The organism is Bacillus sp. CH30_1T, assembly GCF_008364765.1.
In the GTDB taxonomy this organism is placed as follows: Bacteria; Bacillota; Bacilli; order Bacillales; family Bacillaceae_B; genus Rossellomorea.
Map to the genome: position 1 here is coordinate 622,118 of NZ_VTUY01000001.1, position 20,176 is coordinate 642,293.

At 41.6% G+C, this 20,176-nt stretch carries 24 protein-coding genes; 7 read left to right on the forward strand and 17 right to left on the reverse strand.

The window, feature by feature from the left end:
* Window positions 1–35: 35 nt before the first annotated feature.
* The gene (locus tag F0342_RS02870; RefSeq protein WP_262481609.1) at window positions 36–1,229 is read right to left on the reverse strand and encodes an MFS transporter; all 1,194 of its coding nucleotides are present in this window, start codon (window positions 1,227–1,229) and stop codon (window positions 36–38) included.
* A 482-nt stretch (window positions 1,230–1,711) separates the two neighbouring features.
* On the opposite strand from F0342_RS02870, the gene pxpB reads away from it, so the two are divergent.
* Genes pxpB through F0342_RS02885 form a run of 3 tightly spaced genes read left to right on the forward strand, consistent with a single transcriptional unit; the run spans window position 1,712 to window position 4,656 of the window.
* Complete coding sequence (pxpB, locus tag F0342_RS02875; protein WP_149154526.1) at window positions 1,712–2,431, forward strand: 5-oxoprolinase subunit PxpB; 720 nt, start codon at window positions 1,712–1,714, stop codon at window positions 2,429–2,431.
* On the forward strand, window positions 2,428–3,429 hold the full coding sequence (locus F0342_RS02880) for a 5-oxoprolinase subunit C family protein (RefSeq protein WP_149154527.1): 1,002 nt from the start codon (window positions 2,428–2,430) through the stop codon (window positions 3,427–3,429). Before pxpB ends, F0342_RS02880 begins: the two co-directional genes overlap by 4 nt.
* Window positions 3,430–3,441: 12 nt before the next feature.
* Entirely contained in the window at window positions 3,442–4,656 is a 1,215-nt protein-coding gene (locus tag F0342_RS02885) for an NRAMP family divalent metal transporter (RefSeq protein ID WP_262481610.1), read from the forward strand.
* Between the two features lie 135 nt (window positions 4,657–4,791).
* Here the strand turns inward: F0342_RS02885 and F0342_RS02890 are convergent, their stop codons facing one another.
* The 5 genes from F0342_RS02890 to F0342_RS02910 all read right to left on the reverse strand — a co-directional run bounded on the left by F0342_RS02890 (window position 4,792) and on the right by F0342_RS02910 (window position 7,999).
* Window positions 4,792–4,986 carry a YwbE family protein gene (locus F0342_RS02890; protein ID WP_149154529.1) on the reverse strand — a complete coding sequence of 65 codons (195 nt, stop codon included), beginning with the start codon at window positions 4,984–4,986 and terminating at the stop codon, window positions 4,792–4,794.
* 36 nt (window positions 4,987–5,022) lie between these two features.
* A complete protein-coding gene (locus F0342_RS02895) occupies window positions 5,023–5,253 on the reverse strand; it encodes an excisionase family DNA-binding protein (RefSeq protein WP_149154530.1) in 231 nt (76 codons plus the stop codon).
* Between the two features lie 16 nt (window positions 5,254–5,269).
* The gene (rlmD, locus tag F0342_RS02900; RefSeq protein ID WP_149154531.1) at window positions 5,270–6,646 is read right to left on the reverse strand and encodes a 23S rRNA (uracil(1939)-C(5))-methyltransferase RlmD; all 1,377 of its coding nucleotides are present in this window, start codon (window positions 6,644–6,646) and stop codon (window positions 5,270–5,272) included.
* 676 nt (window positions 6,647–7,322) lie between these two features.
* On the reverse strand, window positions 7,323–7,694 hold the full coding sequence (locus F0342_RS02905) for a globin family protein (protein ID WP_149154532.1): 372 nt from the start codon (window positions 7,692–7,694) through the stop codon (window positions 7,323–7,325).
* On the reverse strand, window positions 7,694–7,999 hold the full coding sequence (locus F0342_RS02910; RefSeq protein ID WP_149154533.1) for an antibiotic biosynthesis monooxygenase family protein: 306 nt from the start codon (window positions 7,997–7,999) through the stop codon (window positions 7,694–7,696). Before F0342_RS02910 ends, F0342_RS02905 begins: the two co-directional genes overlap by 1 nt.
* A 265-nt stretch (window positions 8,000–8,264) precedes the next feature.
* Between F0342_RS02910 and F0342_RS02915 the strand changes: the two genes are divergently transcribed.
* Entirely contained in the window at window positions 8,265–8,615 is a 351-nt protein-coding gene (locus F0342_RS02915) for a hypothetical protein (RefSeq protein WP_149154534.1), read from the forward strand.
* 189 nt (window positions 8,616–8,804) lie between these two features.
* Here F0342_RS02915 and F0342_RS02920 read toward each other — a convergent pair whose 3' ends face one another.
* Window positions 8,805–9,719, reverse strand: a complete 915-nt coding sequence (locus F0342_RS02920) for a diacylglycerol kinase (protein ID WP_148967225.1) — start codon at window positions 9,717–9,719, stop codon at window positions 8,805–8,807.
* Between the two features lie 277 nt (window positions 9,720–9,996).
* Between F0342_RS02920 and F0342_RS02925 the strand changes: the two genes are divergently transcribed.
* Complete coding sequence (locus F0342_RS02925) at window positions 9,997–10,452, forward strand: DUF2269 family protein (RefSeq protein ID WP_149154535.1); 456 nt, start codon at window positions 9,997–9,999, stop codon at window positions 10,450–10,452.
* Window positions 10,453–10,530: 78 nt separating this feature from the next.
* Here the strand turns inward: F0342_RS02925 and F0342_RS02930 are convergent, their stop codons facing one another.
* The 6 genes from F0342_RS02930 to F0342_RS02950 all read right to left on the reverse strand — a co-directional run bounded on the left by F0342_RS02930 (window position 10,531) and on the right by F0342_RS02950 (window position 14,590).
* Window positions 10,531–11,328, reverse strand: a complete 798-nt coding sequence (locus F0342_RS02930; protein WP_262481611.1) for an arylamine N-acetyltransferase — start codon at window positions 11,326–11,328, stop codon at window positions 10,531–10,533.
* A gap of 14 nt (window positions 11,329–11,342) precedes the next feature.
* On the reverse strand, window positions 11,343–12,122 hold the full coding sequence (locus tag F0342_RS02935) for a class I SAM-dependent methyltransferase (RefSeq protein WP_149154536.1): 780 nt from the start codon (window positions 12,120–12,122) through the stop codon (window positions 11,343–11,345).
* Window positions 12,123–12,482: 360 nt separating this feature from the next.
* Window positions 12,483–12,863 (reverse strand): helix-turn-helix domain-containing protein, encoded by a 381-nt coding sequence (locus tag F0342_RS02940; protein WP_148967222.1) that lies wholly within the window; start codon window positions 12,861–12,863, stop codon window positions 12,483–12,485.
* Window positions 12,864–13,041: 178 nt separating this feature from the next.
* A complete protein-coding gene (locus F0342_RS02945) occupies window positions 13,042–13,608 on the reverse strand; it encodes a thioredoxin family protein (protein ID WP_149154537.1) in 567 nt (188 codons plus the stop codon).
* A gap of 423 nt (window positions 13,609–14,031) precedes the next feature.
* Window positions 14,032–14,196 carry a hypothetical protein gene (locus tag F0342_RS24650; RefSeq protein WP_188048373.1) on the reverse strand — a complete coding sequence of 55 codons (165 nt, stop codon included), beginning with the start codon at window positions 14,194–14,196 and terminating at the stop codon, window positions 14,032–14,034.
* On the reverse strand, window positions 14,162–14,590 hold the full coding sequence (locus F0342_RS02950) for a DUF4257 domain-containing protein (RefSeq protein WP_148967220.1): 429 nt from the start codon (window positions 14,588–14,590) through the stop codon (window positions 14,162–14,164). Before F0342_RS02950 ends, F0342_RS24650 begins: the two co-directional genes overlap by 35 nt.
* Window positions 14,591–14,691: 101 nt before the next feature.
* On the opposite strand from F0342_RS02950, the gene F0342_RS24655 reads away from it, so the two are divergent.
* Entirely contained in the window at window positions 14,692–14,847 is a 156-nt protein-coding gene (locus F0342_RS24655; RefSeq protein WP_188048374.1) for a hypothetical protein, read from the forward strand.
* A gap of 229 nt (window positions 14,848–15,076) precedes the next feature.
* Here the strand turns inward: F0342_RS24655 and gatB are convergent, their stop codons facing one another.
* From gatB to gatC, 3 genes are read right to left on the reverse strand one after another with little or no spacing between them, the layout of a single operon-like run.
* Window positions 15,077–16,507, reverse strand: a complete 1,431-nt coding sequence (gatB, locus tag F0342_RS02955; RefSeq protein ID WP_149154538.1) for an Asp-tRNA(Asn)/Glu-tRNA(Gln) amidotransferase subunit GatB — start codon at window positions 16,505–16,507, stop codon at window positions 15,077–15,079.
* 12 nt (window positions 16,508–16,519) lie between these two features.
* Window positions 16,520–17,980, reverse strand: coding sequence for an Asp-tRNA(Asn)/Glu-tRNA(Gln) amidotransferase subunit GatA (gene gatA, locus F0342_RS02960; protein WP_149154539.1), 1,461 nt, complete (start codon window positions 17,978–17,980; stop codon window positions 16,520–16,522).
* 12 nt (window positions 17,981–17,992) lie between these two features.
* The gene (gatC, locus tag F0342_RS02965) at window positions 17,993–18,283 is read right to left on the reverse strand and encodes an Asp-tRNA(Asn)/Glu-tRNA(Gln) amidotransferase subunit GatC (RefSeq protein WP_149154540.1); all 291 of its coding nucleotides are present in this window, start codon (window positions 18,281–18,283) and stop codon (window positions 17,993–17,995) included.
* 290 nt (window positions 18,284–18,573) lie between these two features.
* Between gatC and F0342_RS02970 the strand changes: the two genes are divergently transcribed.
* Window positions 18,574–19,641, forward strand: a complete 1,068-nt coding sequence (locus F0342_RS02970; protein ID WP_149154541.1) for an AbrB family transcriptional regulator — start codon at window positions 18,574–18,576, stop codon at window positions 19,639–19,641.
* On the opposite strand, the gene F0342_RS02975 is transcribed toward F0342_RS02970, so the two are convergent.
* The gene (locus tag F0342_RS02975) at window positions 19,638–20,093 is read right to left on the reverse strand and encodes a YueI family protein (RefSeq protein ID WP_395940652.1); all 456 of its coding nucleotides are present in this window, start codon (window positions 20,091–20,093) and stop codon (window positions 19,638–19,640) included. The two genes, F0342_RS02970 and F0342_RS02975, sit on opposite strands and share 4 nt — an antisense overlap.
* Window positions 20,094–20,176 lie beyond the last annotated feature (83 nt).

Here is a 20,176-nt window from a genome sequence, read left to right on the forward strand (position 1 = left end):
TCCTTTTTACTTACCACCATTGTTCAGCCATCAAACTAGGCGGATGTCTGGTGAACAAACTTTTTTTGTTTGCGCCCTTCCAGTATCGCTACAACTAAAGCAATGAGCAGGAATAAGCTTGAGATTTGGAATAAAACACCCGTATCAACATATTGTGCAAGCACTCCGAATACTAAGCCGCTTAAGCCGATTCCAAGATCAATGGAAGAGAAAAACATCCCATTGGCTACTCCCCTTCTATTGTCAGGAGTTAATGACAAAGTCCAGGATTGGAGTGTTGGAATAAGAGATCCAAATCCAACTCCAAACAAAATACCTGATACGATGATGAGGATATCAGAATGAGCATAGGATAATACCCACATACCTATAAACGTAACCACGATACAAAAGAGAACAAGACCCTTAGGTCCGCGTTCATCAAACCATTTCCCGGCAATCGGTCTTGATAGGGATGCCATAATCGCATTACATAAATAGAATAAGAAGATATGCTGGATTCCACGTTCTTCTCCAAAGATGACGATAAAGGTAACGATCGACCCATAACCAAAGGTCACCATAATCGTAATAAACGCTGGAAACCAGCTTGATTTTTCAACTAATGAACCCAGATAGGAAAACTTCAAGTCTTCCTTTTTCGTTTCTTTGACGACTTGAGGTGTACGGTAATGAACGATTCCTAACAAGATAACCGCGATAACACCCAGAGCACTGGAAGTAATGATCAGATTTGTGAACGTCGTTACCTGGAATAAATAAATCCCGAGACTCGGAGCTATAATCATTCCAATCGTAATCGACAATCCGTAATACCCCATCCCTTCACCTAAACGTGATTTCGGTACCACATCCACGGCTGCCGTCCCATTTACCGTTGTGGACCAACCCCACGCCAAACCGTGTACAAACCTGAATAAAAGAAAGATGAAGACCACACTGGACAATGGATAAATCACCGTAATCAATAATAACGAGACCCCCCCTATTAGAACGAGAGGTTTCCTATCCCTATACTCCAACATAAACCCAATGAACGGCCTACTTAACACTGCACCTATCGAAAATAATGTTGTCACTAATCCAATTTCCAAACCTGAAGCCCCGATCGACTTTATATAAGGCGGAAGCGTCGGTATCAGCATTTGAAACGACATAAACACAAATAAGTTTCCTACCATCAGCATAATAAAAGACCTCGTCCATAAAGGATCCTTTACCTTATCCATAAGAAAACCTCCTATCTTCATCTATCACTATTCCTCACAATACATTCAGGAGGATAATATTTCGGATTACTAAATAATAGCACATAAAACACAAATGCGATACGATTTACAACCCGTGAAAACATGCTAGTTTTTTACAAATATTGCACAATGAAATTCGAGAAATTTTTATGATTGAATTCAATATCTAGAGGGAAAGTAATACTAACTGTTTTTTTGACTCGCCTTTCTGCGCCCGCTGAAAGGCGAGTGAAACGAACGTTTCACTCGAATGAGCCAAAAAAACAAATACCAAATGACAAGACGGCAAACCATAATTTTTGGTGGAACCATTAAATTCCCAACCTCTTATTGAAAAGACAAAGAATTATACTATAATAACAACATGGCTTAAATTTCTGAATAATCATATTTGTACGTCTACTCATACATAATTATTTTCTATTTTTTATAATCATACAATTACGAATGGGGGTAGTTCTTTGAATTATACGTTACGACCATTGGGCGATCATGCCGTCGTTATACAATTAGGAACCTCAATACAGCAAGAAACACACGAGATAGTTAAAGCCGTCACCACATTCTTCGAAACCCGGACAATCGACTGGCTTGTTGAATTCATCCCGGCTTTTACAACCGTTACACTTTATTACGATCCAATCAGAATCATTGAATCTAACAAGCCTTTTCAAAATACATCACCCTACAAGATTGTCTGTTCAGAAATTGAACAAATGCTTTCCCAACTTACAATCGGAGAACAATCAGATTCCCGAATCGTCGACATTCCCGTCTGCTACGGTGGAGAATTTGGACCAGACATTGAAGAAGTAGCGGACCACAATCACATGTCTACTGAAGAAGTCATCGCGAAACATTCCAATGGTGACTACCTCGTATACATGATTGGATTCGCCCCTGGGTTCCCTTATATCGGAGGCATGTCCCCGGATATTGCGACACCGAGAAGAGAATCACCCCGCCTCAAGATCCCGGCAGGCTCAGTTGGAATTGCTGGGGAACAAACAGGCGTTTACCCAATTGAAACACCTGGAGGGTGGCAGCTGATTGGCCGTACCCCCTTAAAATTATTCAAACCAAATAACGACGACTCACCAAGCTTACTAAAAGCAGGAGATCGAATTCGTTTCACTCCCATTTCATTTGAAGAATATAAAGCATTGGAGGAGGAACAATGATTAATGTAATGAAACCTGGCCTCCTTTCAACGATTCAAGACCTGGGAAGGTATGGCTATCAAAAATATGGTGTCATCGTGAGTGGGAGTATGGATCCTCTCGCTCATAAAATCTCTAACCTGCTGGTAGGGAATGATGAAAACGAGGCAACTCTTGAAATGACACTTATGGGTCCAATGCTCGAGTTCCAGGAAACCACCCTAATTTCGATTTGTGGAGGAGACTTATCTCCAACCATAGACGGGAAGCCGGTTCCTTTAAGAAGATCACTATTGATCAAAGCTGGAAGCGTTCTTAAATTCGGGGCATGCAAGAGCGGCTGCCGCAGTTACCTGGCGATTGCAGGTGGATTTAATGTAGCAACGGTCATGAACAGCAAATCAACTTACGTAAGAGCAGGAATTGGAGGATTGAATGGTCGCTCCATAAAAGAAGGTGACAACCTGAAAGCTGGAACGCTTTCGAAGGAATCTGAAAATATGATTGACTATTTACTCCCCTATTTAGAGGACAATGATTTCACGGAAATTGATTGGTCGATTTCTTCTGAATTTATCTCCGCGTATCACCAGAATAAAACCATTCGAGTTATGACCGGGAACGAGTACGATCTATTTTCAGCAGAAAGCCGGGAGCACTTTTTCAATAAATCCTTTAAAGTGTCTGCTCAATCAGATCGCATGGGCTACCGGCTGGAAGGTCCGTCCCTCCATCTAGAAGTAGAATTTGAGATGATTTCAGAAGCGGTTGCCTTTGGAACGATTCAGGTTCCCTCGAATGGGAACCCTATTATTCTGTTAGCTGATCGGCAAACAACCGGAGGCTATCCTAGAATCGGTCAGATTGCGTCAGTGGATCTTCCTCTGATTGCACAGGCAAAGCCTGGAGAGGAATTGACCTTTACGTTGGTTTCTCATGAAAAAGCCCAGGAACTCTACATAGATCGCGAACGACAATTAAGGCATTTAAAGCAAGGGATCGCCTTGAAATTCAACTAAGTAGCAATTTACATGACAGCAAAAGGAGCGAACTTCTTGAAGAAAAAATCAAATTTCAGTGTATTGTTGGGAGCTGCGTTCTTAATGGCCACATCCGCCATCGGACCAGGCTTCCTGACTCAAACAACCGTATTTACTCAAACCCTGGCGGCAAGCTTTGGTTTCGTCATCCTTGTTTCAATTCTCATTGATATTGGTGCCCAGCTTAATATATGGCGCATCATTGCCATTTCTGAAAAAAGGGCTCAGGATATTGCCAACGATGTCTTGCCAGGTTTAGGCTACTTCCTTGCCATCCTAATAGTGCTGGGCGGATTGGCCTTTAACATTGGAAATATTGCCGGAGCTGGATTAGGTACGAATGTCCTGTTTGGTATTTCGCCTGAAATGGGCGCATTATTCAGTGGAATAGTCGCAGTAGGAATCTTCCTGGTAAAAGAAGCCGGTAGATTAATGGACAAGTTCGCACAGATCCTCGGGTTACTCATGATTATTCTTACAGTGTACGTGATGTTTACAGCAAATCCTCCTGTAGGAGAAGCTGTTACGAAAACATTTGCACCAGACACCATTGATTTTCTAGCCATCATTACGCTCGTAGGCGGAACCGTTGGTGGCTATATCACATTCGCCGGTGGTCACCGGTTATTAGAAGCCGGTATAACAGGGAGACAAGCACTTCCTGAAATTACTAAAAGCTCAGTATCCGCAATCGGTATCGCTTCCATCATGCGTATCTTCCTTTTCCTTGCTGCTTTAGGAATTGTGTCACAAGGTCTTCAATTGGATCCTTCCAACCCACCAGCCTCTGTATTCCAACTGGCTGCCGGTGATATAGGGTACAAGATGTTCGGGATCGTCATGTGGTCCGCTGCTGTTTCATCCGTTGTAGGGGCTGCCTATACATCGGTATCCTTTATTCGAACGTTCAGCCCACTATTAGAGAAATATCATAAGTGGCTAATTGTGGGATTCATTACCGTTTCAACACTAGTATTCGTCATTGTAGGTAAGCCTGTTGCGATTTTAGTCCTCGTTGGTGCACTTAATGGATTGATTTTGCCAATAGCACTAGGAGTTATGCTTATCGCTGCTCATAAAACCAAAATCGTCGGTGATTACAAGCACCCGATTTGGATGACCATTTTCGGTGCGTTGATTGTCATGGCCATGTCTTACATGGGTGTATACTCATTAATCAAAGGCATTCCTCAATTGTTTAGTTAAGTGTAAAAGAAGGGCCTCGATCCGTTTTGAGTCGAGGTCTTTTTGTAACCCTTATTGTGGATACACCACTTAGTCACTCCACATCAATAGAAAACTAAATAAAAAAAGAGACCACTAAAGGCCTCTCTCCTTACATTATTGAATAATATTCTTCACTCGCCCGACTTGTCCATCTTCTAACCGGACTTTAATGCCGTGGGGATGATTCGGTGAATTGGTTAAAATATCTTTTACAATCCCTCGTGTAAGCTTGTTTGTTCTTTGGTCTTTTTTCAAGACGATGTCCACTTCAAGACCCTGCTTGATGTTGGATCGTTGTTGTCCGTTCATTGTATTTCCCCGTTTCATTAGGTGATTTCCGAAAGGCTAGTCTTCATCCTTCACATCGATATCTTCCGGAATCGGTTCACTTAAGTATTCAGCAAGCTGACGCTTCATTTTTTCCATTTGCTCCAGATGCTGATTGAATTGGTCCCGGTATATTAAATATTGATCTCCGTCGTGGACCGCCCGTACTTTATTTTGCTGAATGAGGTTCTTAATATACGATTCCGGCAGAGACAGATATTCGGCTGTTTCTTTAATTGTGAGATACATCGGCTTTCTTCCTCGCTTATTCTATTAACTCAATCTTCGCAACGGCCTCACAGTGCATCGTTTGCGGAAACATATCAACAGGCTGTACCTCTGTTGTCTTATACCCGCCATCCTCTAAAATCCTAAGATCACGGGCAAGTGTCGCAGGATTACAGGATACATAGACCACGCGCTTTGGCTTCATGGCCAGTATGGTATTCAGAAGCGCTTCATCGCAGCCCTTTCGTGGAGGATCCACTACCAGGACGTCGGCTCTGATTCCATCTTTATACCATGTGGGAATGACGACTTCTGCAGGTCCTGCTTGAAATTCTACATTGGTCATGTCATTCAACTCTGCATTCTTCTTCGCATCTTCAATCGCCTGTGGGACGATTTCAACTCCATACACCTTCTTAGCCTTTTGGGCAAGGAATAAGGATATCGTTCCAATCCCGCAATACGCATCAATGACCGTTTCTTCTCCTTGTAAATCGGCATACTCCAAAGCTTTTTCATAAAGCACCTTCGTTTGTTCAGGGTTTACCTGGTAGAAGGATCTTGCCGAGATCGCAAACTTCACGTTCCCGATATAGTCATGAATCACTTCTTCCCCCCACAGAACGCGTGTGGAATCTCCCATGATCACATTTGTTTTTTTAGGATTCACGTTATGAACAATCGATTTTAATCCTTCAATATTATCGACAAGCGCTTCTATGATTGCATTCTTATGAGCAAGCTCCGACGTACGAGTGACCAATACGACCATCACTTCTCCCGTCGTATACGCCGTCCGGGTCATAATATGACGGAGGGTCCCCTTATGATTCTTCTCATCATAGGGACGGACCTCCAGTTTCTCGCATATATCCTTCACATGCTGAATCACTTCATCATTTTTTTCGTACTGAATGATACATTTGTCCATATCGATGATTTCATGGCTTCGTTTTTGATAGAAGCCGGCTACAAAGCGTCCGTTCTTTTCCCCTACAGGTACTTGGGCTTTGTTGCGGTAGCGCCATGGTTCTTCCATTCCCAAAACCGGGTGAACACTTACGTCATGAAGCTTTCCGATGCGCTGCAAACAATCGCGGACATTTTTTTCTTTTGCCTGCAGCTGTCCTTCATAGGTCATGTGCTGAATTTGGCAGCCACCGCATTCTTTGTAGATCGGACATGGAGGATCCTGGCGAAATGGACTTTCTTTGGTTCGCTCTGTCAGTCGACCAAATCCATAGCCTTTCCCCGGTTTTACGACCTTAACTTTCCCTTCCTCACCTGGTAGGGCATTTGGGACGAATAACGGATAACCATCAATCTTCATCACGCCATTCCCATCATGGGTTAAGTCTTCAAATACTGCTTCATCTATATAATCATTTTTTTGAACTGGTGCTTTTTTACTCACGTATATCTTCCTTTACGAATTCCTTTTTAAGACTCTACTGATTGTACCATAAATGGAGGGAGAGAATGAAATGACTGGAGGTCCGTCCCTCTCTATATAAAAGGCTCTTTTCGCAAAGATTGTTGTTTTCTACCATAGAATCTGCCAGGGCTCTATCAACCAGCCTATGCTGGATGGTGAGGGGAACTGCTCCGCTTGCAGCTAGCGTTCGGCCGAGCCTCCTCAGCTTAGCCGGACGGGGTCTCGGCACGCCCGTATTTCCGCAGGAGTCTGCGCAGTTCCCCTCACCATCTTTAACAGAATTTTCTTGACAGAGCTTCAAGGTGCGCAAGAAAACAAAGTAACTAAAAAAATAATTCTTTTTTCTGAAAAGGAAAATCAATCTCTACTTACCTTAAATGAGATTGTTTGCTAAAAATCTTGTTTTAATTGTTTTCCATTAAGGATTCATCCTCAGAAAGTTGATTGGAGCGGAAGGATGCTCGACTCCTGCGGGAATAGCTGGACAGGTGAGACCCCGGAGGCTTAGCCGAGGAGGCTCACCGCCAGCCCCGCGGAAAGCGAGCATCCTGGAGCGGAAATCAACTATTACTTTCTCTTCTACAATAAGCAACAAACTTTACTAAAAGAGCCATATAAAAAAGCATCGCCCCATGTGGCTCGATGCTTTTATCGTTTAGTTTGCCGGCATGTTTTCGCGATCTGCCTTTTGAATGGACTTGATTGCTTCATTGAGGTGAAGCTTGAAGTCTTCACCCTTTTCAACACCGCTCATTTCAAGAGATTCGATGATACATTTGAAATTATCAATGAGATGATCTGATTTCATACCCCTGCTCACTAGCACGCTGTTCAACCAAAGGGCATAATCAGAAAAAACCTTTGAATCCCCGACATCAGATGCCGATTCCAGATAGTTAAAGTGATGTACATTGTCCTTTTGGCATTTTCTCCGTCCGACCTCACCGTACTTTACATCTAATTCGGGGTATCGTTCGTACAATCTATCAACTACTTCATCTATGACACTCTTATACTTAATTTCCATCAGTACGCCACCACCTTAAAGCGATCAATTGATGGAATAATGGATGCGAGATCCTGGTCCGGATATTTCTTCTCCAGTTCGTGAATTCGTTTATAGTCCTCACTTTGCACCCATGTCATGAAGTGTTCCTTCGAATCCCATTCCATATGAACAGTGATTTCTCCCTGCTTTTTCTCATTTTGTAAGAGAAGGAATCGTTGAAACCCTTCCGCCTTGTCGACTATTCCTGAACGGGAATGGTAGATTGAAATCACTTCATCAGCCTTCTCATCAGGAACTACAAATGTTGAATGTACGATATACATTGGATTCACCCTTCCAGTGGCACTATTTGTCCGACATACTTTTAATCCACTGTAACATAGTCAATAAGTGAGAGGGAATACAAAAATTTAACAAACATTCGTTGATTCTTTCCTCTATTGTTCTCTATATCATACTCTCAAGCGATATGAGGGTTAATGTTTATACATTTCCTAGTCAGGTTGTAAAAACTTACCTCGTTTTTAGCGGTGAAGAAAGGGTAAAATGGTATGTGCAACAATTCTAGAAAAAGAAGGTAGATAAAACATGAACCCGGACTTCTTAGTAAACCTTATCCTGGTAGGAAATGTTTTTCTTGGGGTGTTATTTGCTCTCAAGTCAAGAAGATGGTGGCTACCCTACATTTTCATTGCAGTCACATTTTTAACCTTGACCTTTGGATTCGGGATTTCCCTTTTGTTAAATAAAGAATCCATACTAGCTTATCTATTTGTATTTGTGGTCGGACAATTGATATGGGTCTTTGCATTTGTGATCATCGCCCACATTTTGTCATGGATTGTGAGAAAAATTCCATTCCGGCATAAGCAACAGATTGGATGGGGCTTTCTGATTGGTTTCCCATTGTCATTTAGTGTGTTTTTGTTAGTAAATTGAGGATGGCGGTTTTGAGGAATGACGCATAAATGATAGTTTCGACACATACGTTTAAAAAACGACGCTTAAAAAAGCAGATTGGTCCTGTAACAATGTTGTTTCTGCAGATTCATAATACCCATAGGGTATGAAAACTTCGCAAACATATAAAAAAGGAATGCCATTATCCACAAATGGCATTCCTTTTTATCATTCAGCTTTATCTTCCGGGCGAATTTTATCAAGTGGGACAAATACCTGCAAATGGCGGTAAAGGTTTTCAAATTCTGCAGGAAGGACTCCTCCCAGCTCCCCATCTACATTCAGCTGTACCTTTTCTTTTGCTTTGATTTTGATTCGATTGGCCTGTGTGTAAATGACGTTGGGATCATTTACATGCTCACCTCGAACGGCCAATGTCGCAATGCGGATAAACTCGGCCAAATTTGTTTTCTTTAAAATTAAAAGCGAGAATAAGCCATCATTGATTGACGCATCCGGAGCCAGCCTTTCAAATCCTCCAACTGAGTTGGTTAATCCGATCAGGAATAGCATTGCTTCCCCTTCAAACAGCTTTCCATCATACTCGATGGAAACGTCCGTCGGCTTGATGGATGGAAGCATTTCAATTCCTTTTAAATAGTAGGCAAGCTGCCCCATCATCGTCTTTAGCTTGCTTGGCACTTCATAGGTTAATTCGGTTATTCTTCCTCCACCGGCGATGTTAATGAAGTAACGTTCATTCATGCGCCCGATATCGACAGGAATGGATTCACCCTTTGTAATGACATCAATGGCTGATCCAATATCCTTTGGAATGTGAAGAGCCCGTGCGAAGTCATTTGTTGTTCCCATTGGAACGATTCCAAGCTTAGGTCGGTAATCCTGCTCGGCTAATCCGTTGACTACCTCATTTAACGTACCATCTCCACCAGCAGCGACAACGATATCGTATTTACGTTCTACAGCAATCCGTGCCGCTTCTGTGGCATCTCCTTCGCAAATGGTTGCGTGAACGGAGGTTTCATATCCCGCTTGTTCTAATCTGATTAATACTTCTGCAAGGTGCTTTTTGAATAGCTCTCGACCAGAAGTAGGATTATAAATAATTCTTGCTCGTTTCATACCCCATCATCCTAATCTGTATTAATTCCAAAGACTCGTCCTTTTATATTCCATCTTTTAACATCATATACTTATTATTTTTATTCATGCAATTTTTATTCCGCAGGTTATTTATTATAAAGCGTCTACCGGTCAATATCATAACTCTTTTCGCTGGAAAAATCTAATAAAACATAAAAATTGTAAAGCACTCCCCTCCTATTGCTGTTATTAAAAATACATAAATCGGAACTCTCTTTCGTAATCTTTATAGATTACTCATCATGGAGGTGCTCAGATGGAATGGTTGATTCTTTTACATGTGTTGTCTGCCATTATAGGGGTTGGACCTACTTTCTTTGCTCATGTTTTAACCAGGCCAGACAAAACAATTGAACAATTAAAGGTTACGACGGAATTGTATAAGCGATTGGAATACTTCCCTAAAATTGGCGGAAGCATTGCCATGTTGACTGGATTCATCCTTTATTATACAGGGGACTATGGCAGCTTTGGACAGTTGTGGATTCTGGGGTCTGTCCTACTATATATTTTCATTCAAATCATCGTGATAGGCTTCATCACACCTGTCTCTAAAAAAATCCACGAATGGATAGCCTTACCGGAAAATGAACACCTAACAGGGGCACCACCAGAAGAAATCCAGCGTCATCTGGTGACTATCGACCGTTACTTTTATCTAGCATCCTCTTTTGGTGTACTTCTGTTCATTTTTATGATTATGAAGCCATAAATAAAGTATTCCGAATGAATGATTTTCATGTATATACAAAAATACCATCCAGAATATCAACATGATATTCCAGACGGCCTATGGGAACAGCTTGATATTCCTTTGTTGTAAAAACTGGATGGACTCCTGCAGGGATGTCGCATCAAAGTGGTAGACCTCCCCGACGATATCTTTCCACTTATCAAAATCTTTCATTTGATATTCACGGATGTTTCGGTAGGTCATCACTTTCAAGGTCTGATTACGAAGGAAGTAGCATTGATTGCCCTGGAAGCGGACTGCCGTGATTCTTCTCATTGTAATGTTGTCATCGGAATCCAAGTAAGATGCTTCTATATCGGCCTCTAATTCTTCTTCCTCTAACGGGATCCACTCTATGGTTTTTTTTACAAAGGATTTGCCATTTGAACGTCGATCCACTTCAAATTCACGTATGTCTTTCTGGGTAAAAATGATTTCTTCCCCGAAACCGTGAAGAAGATGCTTCTGCCTCGATTCAAGCTCAACTGGCTTCATGATCGGGGATCCATATCCAACATCCACATAGAGCTTACGATTATCAATGGTAATCATTAATCCAAGGTGACCCGGTTGCACTCTGACAAACTGACAATGAAAGCCTAGTTCTTTCAGCAGTCTTCCAAAGTTGATGTTTAATGTAAAACAGGTGCCTCCCCACCCTTTAGAGTGGAGATTATCTGCGAAAGTGTCCACGGAAGGCACAAAGGATTCACCTTGAGAAAAGTAATAGAATTTACTAAAAGTCTCATATGGGATCCTGATCAAGTGCTGCCCGATAAGTCGTTGCAAATAGTTTAATGTAGGCTTCTCTATATCCATATTTAAATAGTTTACATATTTTTTTACTGCTTCCAATCAGATCACTCTTTCTACTTTTTCATCAGGCAGACTGTAAACTGGTGCTGAAGAGTAAACTCATGAAGAGCATCGTAACGCCCGGACAGGAACGTATGTAATGATTGCAGTAATCCCTCTTTCACACTATCTTCAATATGAGTGAGCCAGGATAAAGAGCCTACTCTCTCACACCAGGACTGTAACGTAAAATCGACTGCGTAATAAAACGTGTAAAAATCTTTCAAGTTAAAGTCAGCTTCCTGCCATTCTAACAGCCATTCCACAGGAATTCCATTCAATTGATTCACTGATTCAGCTTTTAATCCAGGTGGGGTGATATCTATATATTCATTTAAAAACGTCATTGTATCCTTTACCACTTCATGATCCGGAATTAAGCTTGAATCACTTACAATGAACGTCCCTTTTTCCTTCAATATCCGCTTCATTTCGCTGATCGCCTTTGGACGGTCGAATAAATGCCAGCTTCTGTGAATCATCGTGATATCATAATACTGATCTGGCAGATTCGTAGCTTCAGCTGTACCTGTAAGATATGGGATGTCCAAGTATTGCTTACTCTCTAATGCCTTGGCAGCTTTCCTAAGCTCAATGGACGGCTCGATCCCGATCACTTCTGCTCCACGCTTGTGCAGCTTTCGTGTCAAAGCACCGGTACCCGAACCAATTTCAGCTACTTTTCTTCCTTCCCACACAATTCCCCTAATCTTTAACGTATCAAAAAATTGATGCGGAATATCATCACAAGACGCAGCATAACGAGAGGTCACATGACCAAAATTATCTTCCATTTACTCTCTTCCCCTATCATAATTGATTTTCCCTCAAATGAGCATTACGATTTCATGTCAACTCCATCACAAAACCCTGCCAACAACACCATACCTACTACATTCTGTAACCTGTGTCAAAACTCCTGCCAGGGACTCCTGTCAGGGACGGACCTCGACTGTTTTTATATCATTATATTAAAAAATCTTCTAAGTAAACTCTTACTTTAAGGAATTATCCTGTTATGCCTGGTTGTAAACCTTGAATTTATATTATATTTCTAACACTTGAGAGGGGAACATGGATAAGAAATAGAGGTCCGTCCCTAACCTAAAAAAACAAACGATCATCAGAAATGACCGTTTGAGGTGTAATGGTGTTTAGTTGTTTGCTCCAGCTGCGATTCGTTTTACGTTTGTTTCAGCGGTTTTTGTCAGGTCTGGAGTAAATCCATTTTTCATTCGTTGATTTTCTTCATTGAAGTAGTCTTGAACTTCTTGATCAAATTCTATTTCGATGAGATCACGAATGTCTGTAATTCTAAGGGCGATCATAATGGAAACAAGATGAGCCACCGTTAAGGATTTCTTCTTGAAATTCACTAGCTCATTGATCGTAGCCACTCTTAGCCCTGTTAAGCGATGGAGATCGCCTTGTGTCAATCCTCGTTCACGCAGGATTTCTCCCAATTTAATGTGAATTTTATGGGGAAATTTATTTAGCGCTTCTATAACAATTGTATTTGTCTTTTGGTGAATCATGATGCTTCAACTCCTCATCCTATACCATATTAACGCGAATTCCGTCATTCGTGAACCGGCAAAAAATCCCATGACGACGGGTACTTTTTACCATTCTATTTTGAGTGAGTATGAAGACATCATGCCTTTTAAATAAAGAAGACTCCAGAAACGAACGGATGTAATATTCGAATCCTTTTTACATCAGCACATTCTGGACAAGACTCGTTTTCAAGCTTTCATACACTTCCTGCCATACTTCTTCATCTTTCGAATATTGAGAAGTTAAGCGTTGAATCATTTCCTTCTGCTTTTCCGGGAAAAGCTCATGATCCTTCGGTGGCAGCTTTGCCCGTTCATCATCCACGATCTTCTTTACCATAGGGGCTCTGGGTCCCCATACCAGCTTTTCATTTCCATCACGATCGATGAAAATGAAAATGGGGATCGCTCTCGAGATGCCATTAGTTAAGTATTGATCCATCAGTTCCAGGTTTTCATCCCGTAAAATCATGCGAACGTCCATATCAGCGGATTTTGCCACTTTTAACAGAATCGGGATATTCAGCATGGCATCTCCACACCAATCTTCCGTGATGGCAATCACCCGTAAGAAGTGTTCTCCGAGTTTATTCAAAACTTCTATGTCTTCTTGTGGAATCGTAAAGTTCTTCCTGATCGCTTCGGTATTTTCTTTATGTACACTCATATATTCCAAGTAATCTTCAGGTGTCATCCCTTTAGTGAACCATTGTTCTAAGTTCATGTTCTTCCTCCTCCAGCCCCACACATACCAGTGAAGCACCAACATCTTTTCTCTTAAATTCTCCTTATAGCATATTCATGTTTCTCGAATTTCACAAGGAAAATATAGTTTTCATTCTATTCAAAATTTCAATTGTACGATTATGCCTGTAGGAATATAATATAAGAAAAGCACCGTAATAGACAGATTTACAGGTTCTTATGAACTCTCTTTCTTATTAACCTTCAATTTAAAAAAAGGAATAGCATACTGCTACTCCCAGACTATTTTTCCAGAGGGGGATGGAATAAGTAAGTATGCGAAGAGAAGTATCTTTCATACATCTTTTCTTGACAGAAAAAAAGCTGACTCAATTGTCAGTTTCATCCTCATATTTTTTGGTTAAAATAGATTGGTATAGGACTACTCTTGAATTGAACCATCTTAAACATCTTGTGATTTTTCTATTATTTTTGCCACTTTATTATAGTAGTAGTTCAGCTCGATTAGGCTATCTGCCTCCTTCAGTCTTTTTAGATAGTGATTTGCTTTTTCATAGTCTTCTGGTGGCAGCTCAACCTTGATTCTTTTTTTCTTCCACTTCGCCAACAGGTTTCACCTCATTATGGTTTGGAGATCCTCCCTTAGAGGTCGGTTCGAGCTGATAATGAGATAGCTCTTGGATATAAGACGCTTTGGTGCTTGCTAAATTTTGTTCGATTTTTCGAGTGATGACGGAACTTCCCCCGATACCTGATAATAAACTAATATAGATGACATACCAGATCGGGACCGTTTCAACAACCGGTAATACTGACAGATACCCTGCTAGAATGCCTATGATAATATCCTTTGTTGAGCCAAAAAGATAGTGCTTCTCACCTTGGTCATCGATAAATTTTCTCGGAAAAGTGAAATGACCATTTTTGAAAACCAGAATATGTCCTAAGCCTCCAATACCACCCATTAACATTGGCAACAAGATCACTTCGAATAAGGACATTCTATCCACCCTCTGGAATCATTTACTATTATTATACATTATTTACAGAAAATTCAGAATAGATAATTGGACGCAATTTTGTCCACTAAAGGAGTGCCAAAATGAGGAAAATTGTGATGAAAGTCTCGTCAGTCGACAAACTTCGATTCCAAAACTATATGATGCAGCTAAAGAGAGCTGAAACAAAAGTCGAAGCGGATACGTATTACCGCTTGGCTAAACAAATACTGGAGAAAGCAAAAAGGAAACAAATGTAATGAGGCTCCCCGACTTATATGGAATTATCATACTCACTCTCCCTACCTTTATTTTTTTCATATATTAGCCTTCTAATAATTAACCCATACTCGGAGACATTAGACTGTATAAAAGTAAAATTGAAGTTTAAGAGGGACGGACCTTGAATTTATTTCAAGGTCCGTCCCTCTCCTCCATAAAAAACACCCCTGGAAACAAGTCGTTTCCAGGGGCTATGATGAACGTTTATTAGCGTTTTTTAATTTCTTGAAGCAGCAGCTTGTTAACAAGCGGCGGGTTGGCCTGCCCTTTTGTTGCTTTCATGATTTGACCAACGAGGAAGCCGATGGCGCGGTCTTTCCCGTTCTTGTAATCTTCGATGGATTGTGGATTGGCATCCAGGGTCTCCGTCACGATCTTGAGTAAGGCACCTTCGTCAGAAATTTGAACAAGACCCTTATCTTTCACGATTTGTTCTGGATTTCCGCCATTTTCCACTAGTTCTTTGAACACTTTCTTCGCAATCTTGGAAGAAATCGTTCCTTTTTCGATTAAATCAATCATGCCTGCCAGTCCTTGAGGAGTCAATTTAACCTCTTCAAGTTCTTTTTGCTGTGCATTTAAGTAAGCTGAAACTTCTCCCATCAGCCAGTTGGACGCTAGTTTCGCATCTGCTCCCGCCTCAACGGTTTCCTGGAAGAAATCAGACATTTCTTTCGTTAATGTCAGAACCATGGCATCGTACGCAGGTAAGCCTAAATCTTCTACATAGCGCTTTTTACGCTCATCCGGAAGCTCAGGAATCTCTGCACGGATGCGGTCCATCCACTCTTGATCGATGTGTAGATTTAATAAATCAGGTTCAGGGAAGTAACGATAATCATCCGAGCCTTCTTTTACACGCATGAGAATCGTTTTACCTGTTGATTCATCGAAACGAAGCGTTTCCTGTTGGATCAATCCTCCTGATAAAAGAACCTTCTCCTGACGGACGATTTCATACTCCAATCCCTTTTTAACAAAGTTAAAAGAGTTGAGGTTTTTAAGCTCAGCTTTTGTTCCGAACTTTTCCTGGCCGATTGGACGTAGGGAAATGTTGGCGTCACAACGAAGCGACCCTTCTTCCATCTTACAATCTGAAACCCCTGTGTATTGAATGATGGATTTCAGTTTCTCAAGATACGCATACGCTTCTTCCGGTGTGCGGATGTCCGGCTCAGATACAATCTCAATAAGAGGAGTACCTTGGCGGTTATAGTCGACAAGGGAATAACCGTCGCCTGAGTGCGTCAGCTTTCCAGCATCTTCTTCCAGGTGAAGGCGAGTGATTCCGATACGTTTCTTCTCACCGTTCACTTCAATTTCGATCCAGCCGTTTTCACCGATCGGCTTGTCAAATTGAGAAATCTGGTACGCTTTTGGGTTATCCGGATAGAAATAGTTTTTACGGTCAAACTTCGTATCCGTTGCGATTTCACAGTTCAATGCAATCGCTGCTTTCATTCCGAACTCAATGGCGCGCTTATTTACCACTGGAAGTACACCAGGATACCCAAGGTCGATTACGTTCGTGTTAGTATTTGGCTCTGCTCCGAAATGGTTCGGTGCCGGAGAGAACATCTTACTGTCCGTTTTTAATTCTACGTGGACTTCTAGTCCGATTACTGGTTCAAAGTTCATTGATTTCACCCCTTACAGTTGTGGTTTTTTTGTATGGAAGTCTGTAGCTTGCTCATACGCATGCGCTACGCGATAAATCGTGCTTTCGTCAAAATGCTTACCGATGATTTGCAATCCAAGTGGCAATCCTGCTGAAGAGAAGCCACAAGGTACAGAGATTCCCGGTACACCTGCAAGGTTTACTGGAATCGTTAAAATATCGTTTGCATACATCGTTAATGGATCATCAATTTTCTCTCCGATTTTGAAAGCTGGAGTTGGCGTTGTCGGTCCAATAATAACATCATACTTCGCAAATACATCTTCAAAGTCTTTCTTGATGAGTGTACGGGCCTGCTGTGCTTTTTTGTAATAAGCATCATAGTATCCAGAACTTAATGCAAACGTACCAAGCATAATACGACGCTTCACTTCGTCCCCAAATCCTTCTGCACGGGTTTTCTTATAAAGATCAAGAAGGTTCTCAGCGTTAGGAGTGCGGTAGCCGTAACGAACACCATCGAAACGTGCAAGGTTGGCAGATGCTTCAGACGATGCTAATAGGTAGTACGTTGAAACACCAAATTTAGAGTGAGGAAGAGATACTTCTTCCCATGTAGCTCCCAAGCCTTCCAACACTTTCAGTGAAGCAAGCACTGCTTGACGGGCTTCCTCACCGACACCTTCACCTAAATATTCTTTTGGCACAGCAATCTTTAAGCCTTTCACATCACCTGTTAGAGCTGCCGCGTAGTTGGGAACCTCAACATTCGCTGAAGTAGAATCATTCGGATCAAGACCGGCGATCGCTTGCAGTAAGTATGCATTATCTTCTACGTTACGAGTGATTGGTCCGATTTGATCCAGTGAAGAAGCGAATGCTACAAGACCGAAACGGGATACACGTCCGTACGTTGGTTTTAAACCGACAGTACCAGTGAATGCAGCTGGCTGGCGAATCGATCCGCCTGTATCTGAACCCAGTGAGAAAGGTACTTCTCCAGCTGCAACGGAGGCTGCTGAACCACCTGAAGATCCACCGGGAACCGTTTCAAGATTCCATGGATTACTCGTTTTCTGGAAACCGGAGTTCTCAGTAGATGAACCCATCGCGAACTCATCCATATTCAGTTTTCCGATCGTAATCGTATCGGCACTATGTAATTTATTGATAACCGTAGCATCATATATCGGATTGAAGTTTTCAAGGATTTTACTGGCACATGTTGTACGAAGTCCTTTTGTTACGATATTATCTTTAATCCCGATCGGCATTCCGAAAAGCAGACCTTTGCTTTCATCCGTTCCAAGCTTTGCATCCATTTCTTTCGCTTTATTGCGGGCATTTTCTTCATCTAATGTTAAAAATGCTTTCACTTTATCTTCAACGGCATCAATACGTTTGTATGATTCGTCTACAAGATCTGTGACAGATACTTCTTTCTTATGTAAAAGCTCATGAAGCTCTGATAATTTATGGTCAAATAATGACATGAGGTCCCCTCCTTAGTCCAAGATCGATGGTACGCGTACTTGTCCATCATGTTTGTCTGGTGCGTTCTTTAATACTTCTTCACGTGGCAGTCCTTCAACAGGCTTATCTTCACGCATAACGTTCTTCATTTCCAACACATGACTCGTCGCTTCCACATTTGAAGTATCCAATTCATTCAGCTGCTCGGCAAACCCGATGATCGCATCTAATTGAGTTGTAAACTTTTTCGCTTCATCCTCTGTGATGGCTAGTCGTGCAAGGTGGGCAACATGCTTTACTTGCTCTTCAGAAATTCTAGTCATCTTCTTCACCTCCGTATATGTTCGAACACTCACAATACTATTGATAATACCAAAATTCGCGTCATTAAAGCAACTATGATAATAGATAACGATTGTTAGGATCATGGCTGATTCTTGTCCATACCTCCATTCATTCTACCACGAATTGGGGATAGTATGTGCCATTTAGTGAGGGACGGACCTTGGGTAGGGGTATGATGTGGTGAAATCATAATTAACGCATTCCATTTGCTTCCTTTCCCCCAATTGATTACCTTAAAAGGAGGACATAAAATGAGAGGATTTTCAAAATGCATCCTATTTTATTAGCCTTTGTCGTTGGAGTTGCTGGCGGCGGGGTATTTACGCTGCTTCACCTCCCTTTGTCCTGGCTGCTCGGTTCTATGACATCAGTCTTCTTCATCAGTAAATGGACGACGCTCGATTTAGCATGGCCCTCTTATTTCAGAGATCTTGGATTAATCATTGTAGGCTATGCCATTGGACAATCCTTTAGTCAGGAAACCATGATTGAGATTGTTACCCAGCTCCCTTCCATGCTGACGATGACGATTGCCATCATTATCTTTAGCATGGCCCTCGCCTATATCACATCAAAAATGACGGGGATCGGTCTTTCCTCAACCATTACAGGAAGTATACCGGGAGGACTTTCGCAGATGGTGGCTCTTGGAGAGGAAATGAAGAATATAGACTTAACGGTTGTGACAGTCCTGCAGGTGATCCGTTTATTATCGGTCATCTTTGTTGTACCGTTTCTGGTGTTCAGCCCCCTTTTAAAAGGCGGTGGTGGAACGAGTCCCGGGAATGCTTTACCACCCTTCGAAGTACCCTCATTCCAGTGGGCCTTCATTCTATTCTTCATCATTGCCATTCTATCAGGGATTGTGGCTAAAAGAATCCATTTACCCACCCCTGCGATGCTAGGACCGATATTAGCCATTGGTGGCTTCATGGTGTCTGGGTTTTCTGTACCCCAAATGCCCGATCCGTTAATTATTCTGGCTCAATTATCCCTGGGAATCTACTTTAGTTTCATGATGAATTTCTCTTCATCTAAAGAGTTGTCCAAGTTCATCCTTTGGTCTTTATTTACTTCTTTCTGCCTGCTATTATGTTGCGCGTGCCTTAGCTTTGTATTAAGTCGCTGGCATGACATTACATTTCTTACTGCCTTTATTAGCCTGGCTCCCGGGGGAATGGCAGAAATGGCCTTAGTAGGTCAAGCCGTCAACGCTGATCTTTCCATCATTACCGGATATCACTTATTTCGGATATTGTTTATTCTGTTTATCATCCCAGCGATTTTGAAAGGGTTGTTTAAACTCTCCTTTTTCAAAAAAGGCACACAGTTTTAAAAAAGCTTGTTTTTAATCGATGAAAAGATGCTTTTCTTTGGCTTTTGTTTCGTTTTGGCTTCAGAGGTCTTTTCATTTTTTTTCTTCACGTAGATTTCCTCTTTATCAATGGCATGATCATAAGCGAGTACGAGACCAATATCGGTTTCGACCTCCTTATTTGTCACCATTGAAAACGAGACGTGATACGTATCAGCAAGCTTGATGTATTTAGATAAGTAGGAGTAGCTCATATTACCATTTAATAAAAGCTTCGCATCAGGATGCTTCTTCAGACTCTCCTGAACTTCCTTGTACACTCCCTTTTCCCTTACCTGACTCTGAGTCAAGGCAATGACGATTCGTTCCCGCAGGCTCCCGAGAAACTTTCTTCTTTCATCAGGCTTCGTTTGCTTCTGGCCATATATTCCATTATCCAGGTAATCATCAATCGTTGGTTTACTCAAAACCACTAGCACCTCCAAAACGGTCTAATTACAGTTTCTCCTACACTATATGTTTACATGTGTTCGTTTGGTTCAGTCTTATTTTCTCT

Coding starts and splice junctions, on each gene's coding strand:
- F0342_RS02870 (WP_262481609.1), bottom strand. CDS start 1,229: ATGGATAAGGTAAAGGATCCTTTATGGACGAGGTCTTTTATTATGCTG.
- F0342_RS02880 (WP_149154527.1), top strand. CDS start 2,428: ATGATTAATGTAATGAAACCTGGCCTCCTTTCAACGATTCAAGACCTG.
- F0342_RS02885 (WP_262481610.1), top strand. CDS start 3,442: ATGACAGCAAAAGGAGCGAACTTCTTGAAGAAAAAATCAAATTTCAGT.
- F0342_RS02890 (WP_149154529.1), bottom strand. CDS start 4,986: ATGAACGGACAACAACGATCCAACATCAAGCAGGGTCTTGAAGTGGAC.
- F0342_RS02895 (WP_149154530.1), bottom strand. CDS start 5,253: ATGTATCTCACAATTAAAGAAACAGCCGAATATCTGTCTCTGCCGGAA.
- F0342_RS02905 (WP_149154532.1), bottom strand. CDS start 7,694: ATGGAAATTAAGTATAAGAGTGTCATAGATGAAGTAGTTGATAGATTG.
- F0342_RS02910 (WP_149154533.1), bottom strand. CDS start 7,999: ATGTATATCGTACATTCAACATTTGTAGTTCCTGATGAGAAGGCTGAT.
- F0342_RS02915 (WP_149154534.1), top strand. CDS start 8,265: ATGAACCCGGACTTCTTAGTAAACCTTATCCTGGTAGGAAATGTTTTT.
- F0342_RS02920 (WP_148967225.1), bottom strand. CDS start 9,719: ATGAAACGAGCAAGAATTATTTATAATCCTACTTCTGGTCGAGAGCTA.
- F0342_RS02925 (WP_149154535.1), top strand. CDS start 9,997: ATGGAATGGTTGATTCTTTTACATGTGTTGTCTGCCATTATAGGGGTT.
- F0342_RS02935 (WP_149154536.1), bottom strand. CDS start 12,122: ATGGAAGATAATTTTGGTCATGTGACCTCTCGTTATGCTGCGTCTTGT.
- F0342_RS02940 (WP_148967222.1), bottom strand. CDS start 12,863: ATGATTCACCAAAAGACAAATACAATTGTTATAGAAGCGCTAAATAAA.
- F0342_RS02945 (WP_149154537.1), bottom strand. CDS start 13,608: ATGAACTTAGAACAATGGTTCACTAAAGGGATGACACCTGAAGATTAC.
- F0342_RS02950 (WP_148967220.1), bottom strand. CDS start 14,590: ATGTCCTTATTCGAAGTGATCTTGTTGCCAATGTTAATGGGTGGTATT.
- F0342_RS24655 (WP_188048374.1), top strand. CDS start 14,692: ATGAGGAAAATTGTGATGAAAGTCTCGTCAGTCGACAAACTTCGATTC.
- gatB (WP_149154538.1), bottom strand. CDS start 16,507: ATGAACTTTGAACCAGTAATCGGACTAGAAGTCCACGTAGAATTAAAA.
- gatA (WP_149154539.1), bottom strand. CDS start 17,980: ATGTCATTATTTGACCATAAATTATCAGAGCTTCATGAGCTTTTACAT.
- gatC (WP_149154540.1), bottom strand. CDS start 18,283: ATGACTAGAATTTCTGAAGAGCAAGTAAAGCATGTTGCCCACCTTGCA.
- F0342_RS02970 (WP_149154541.1), top strand. CDS start 18,574: ATGCATCCTATTTTATTAGCCTTTGTCGTTGGAGTTGCTGGCGGCGGG.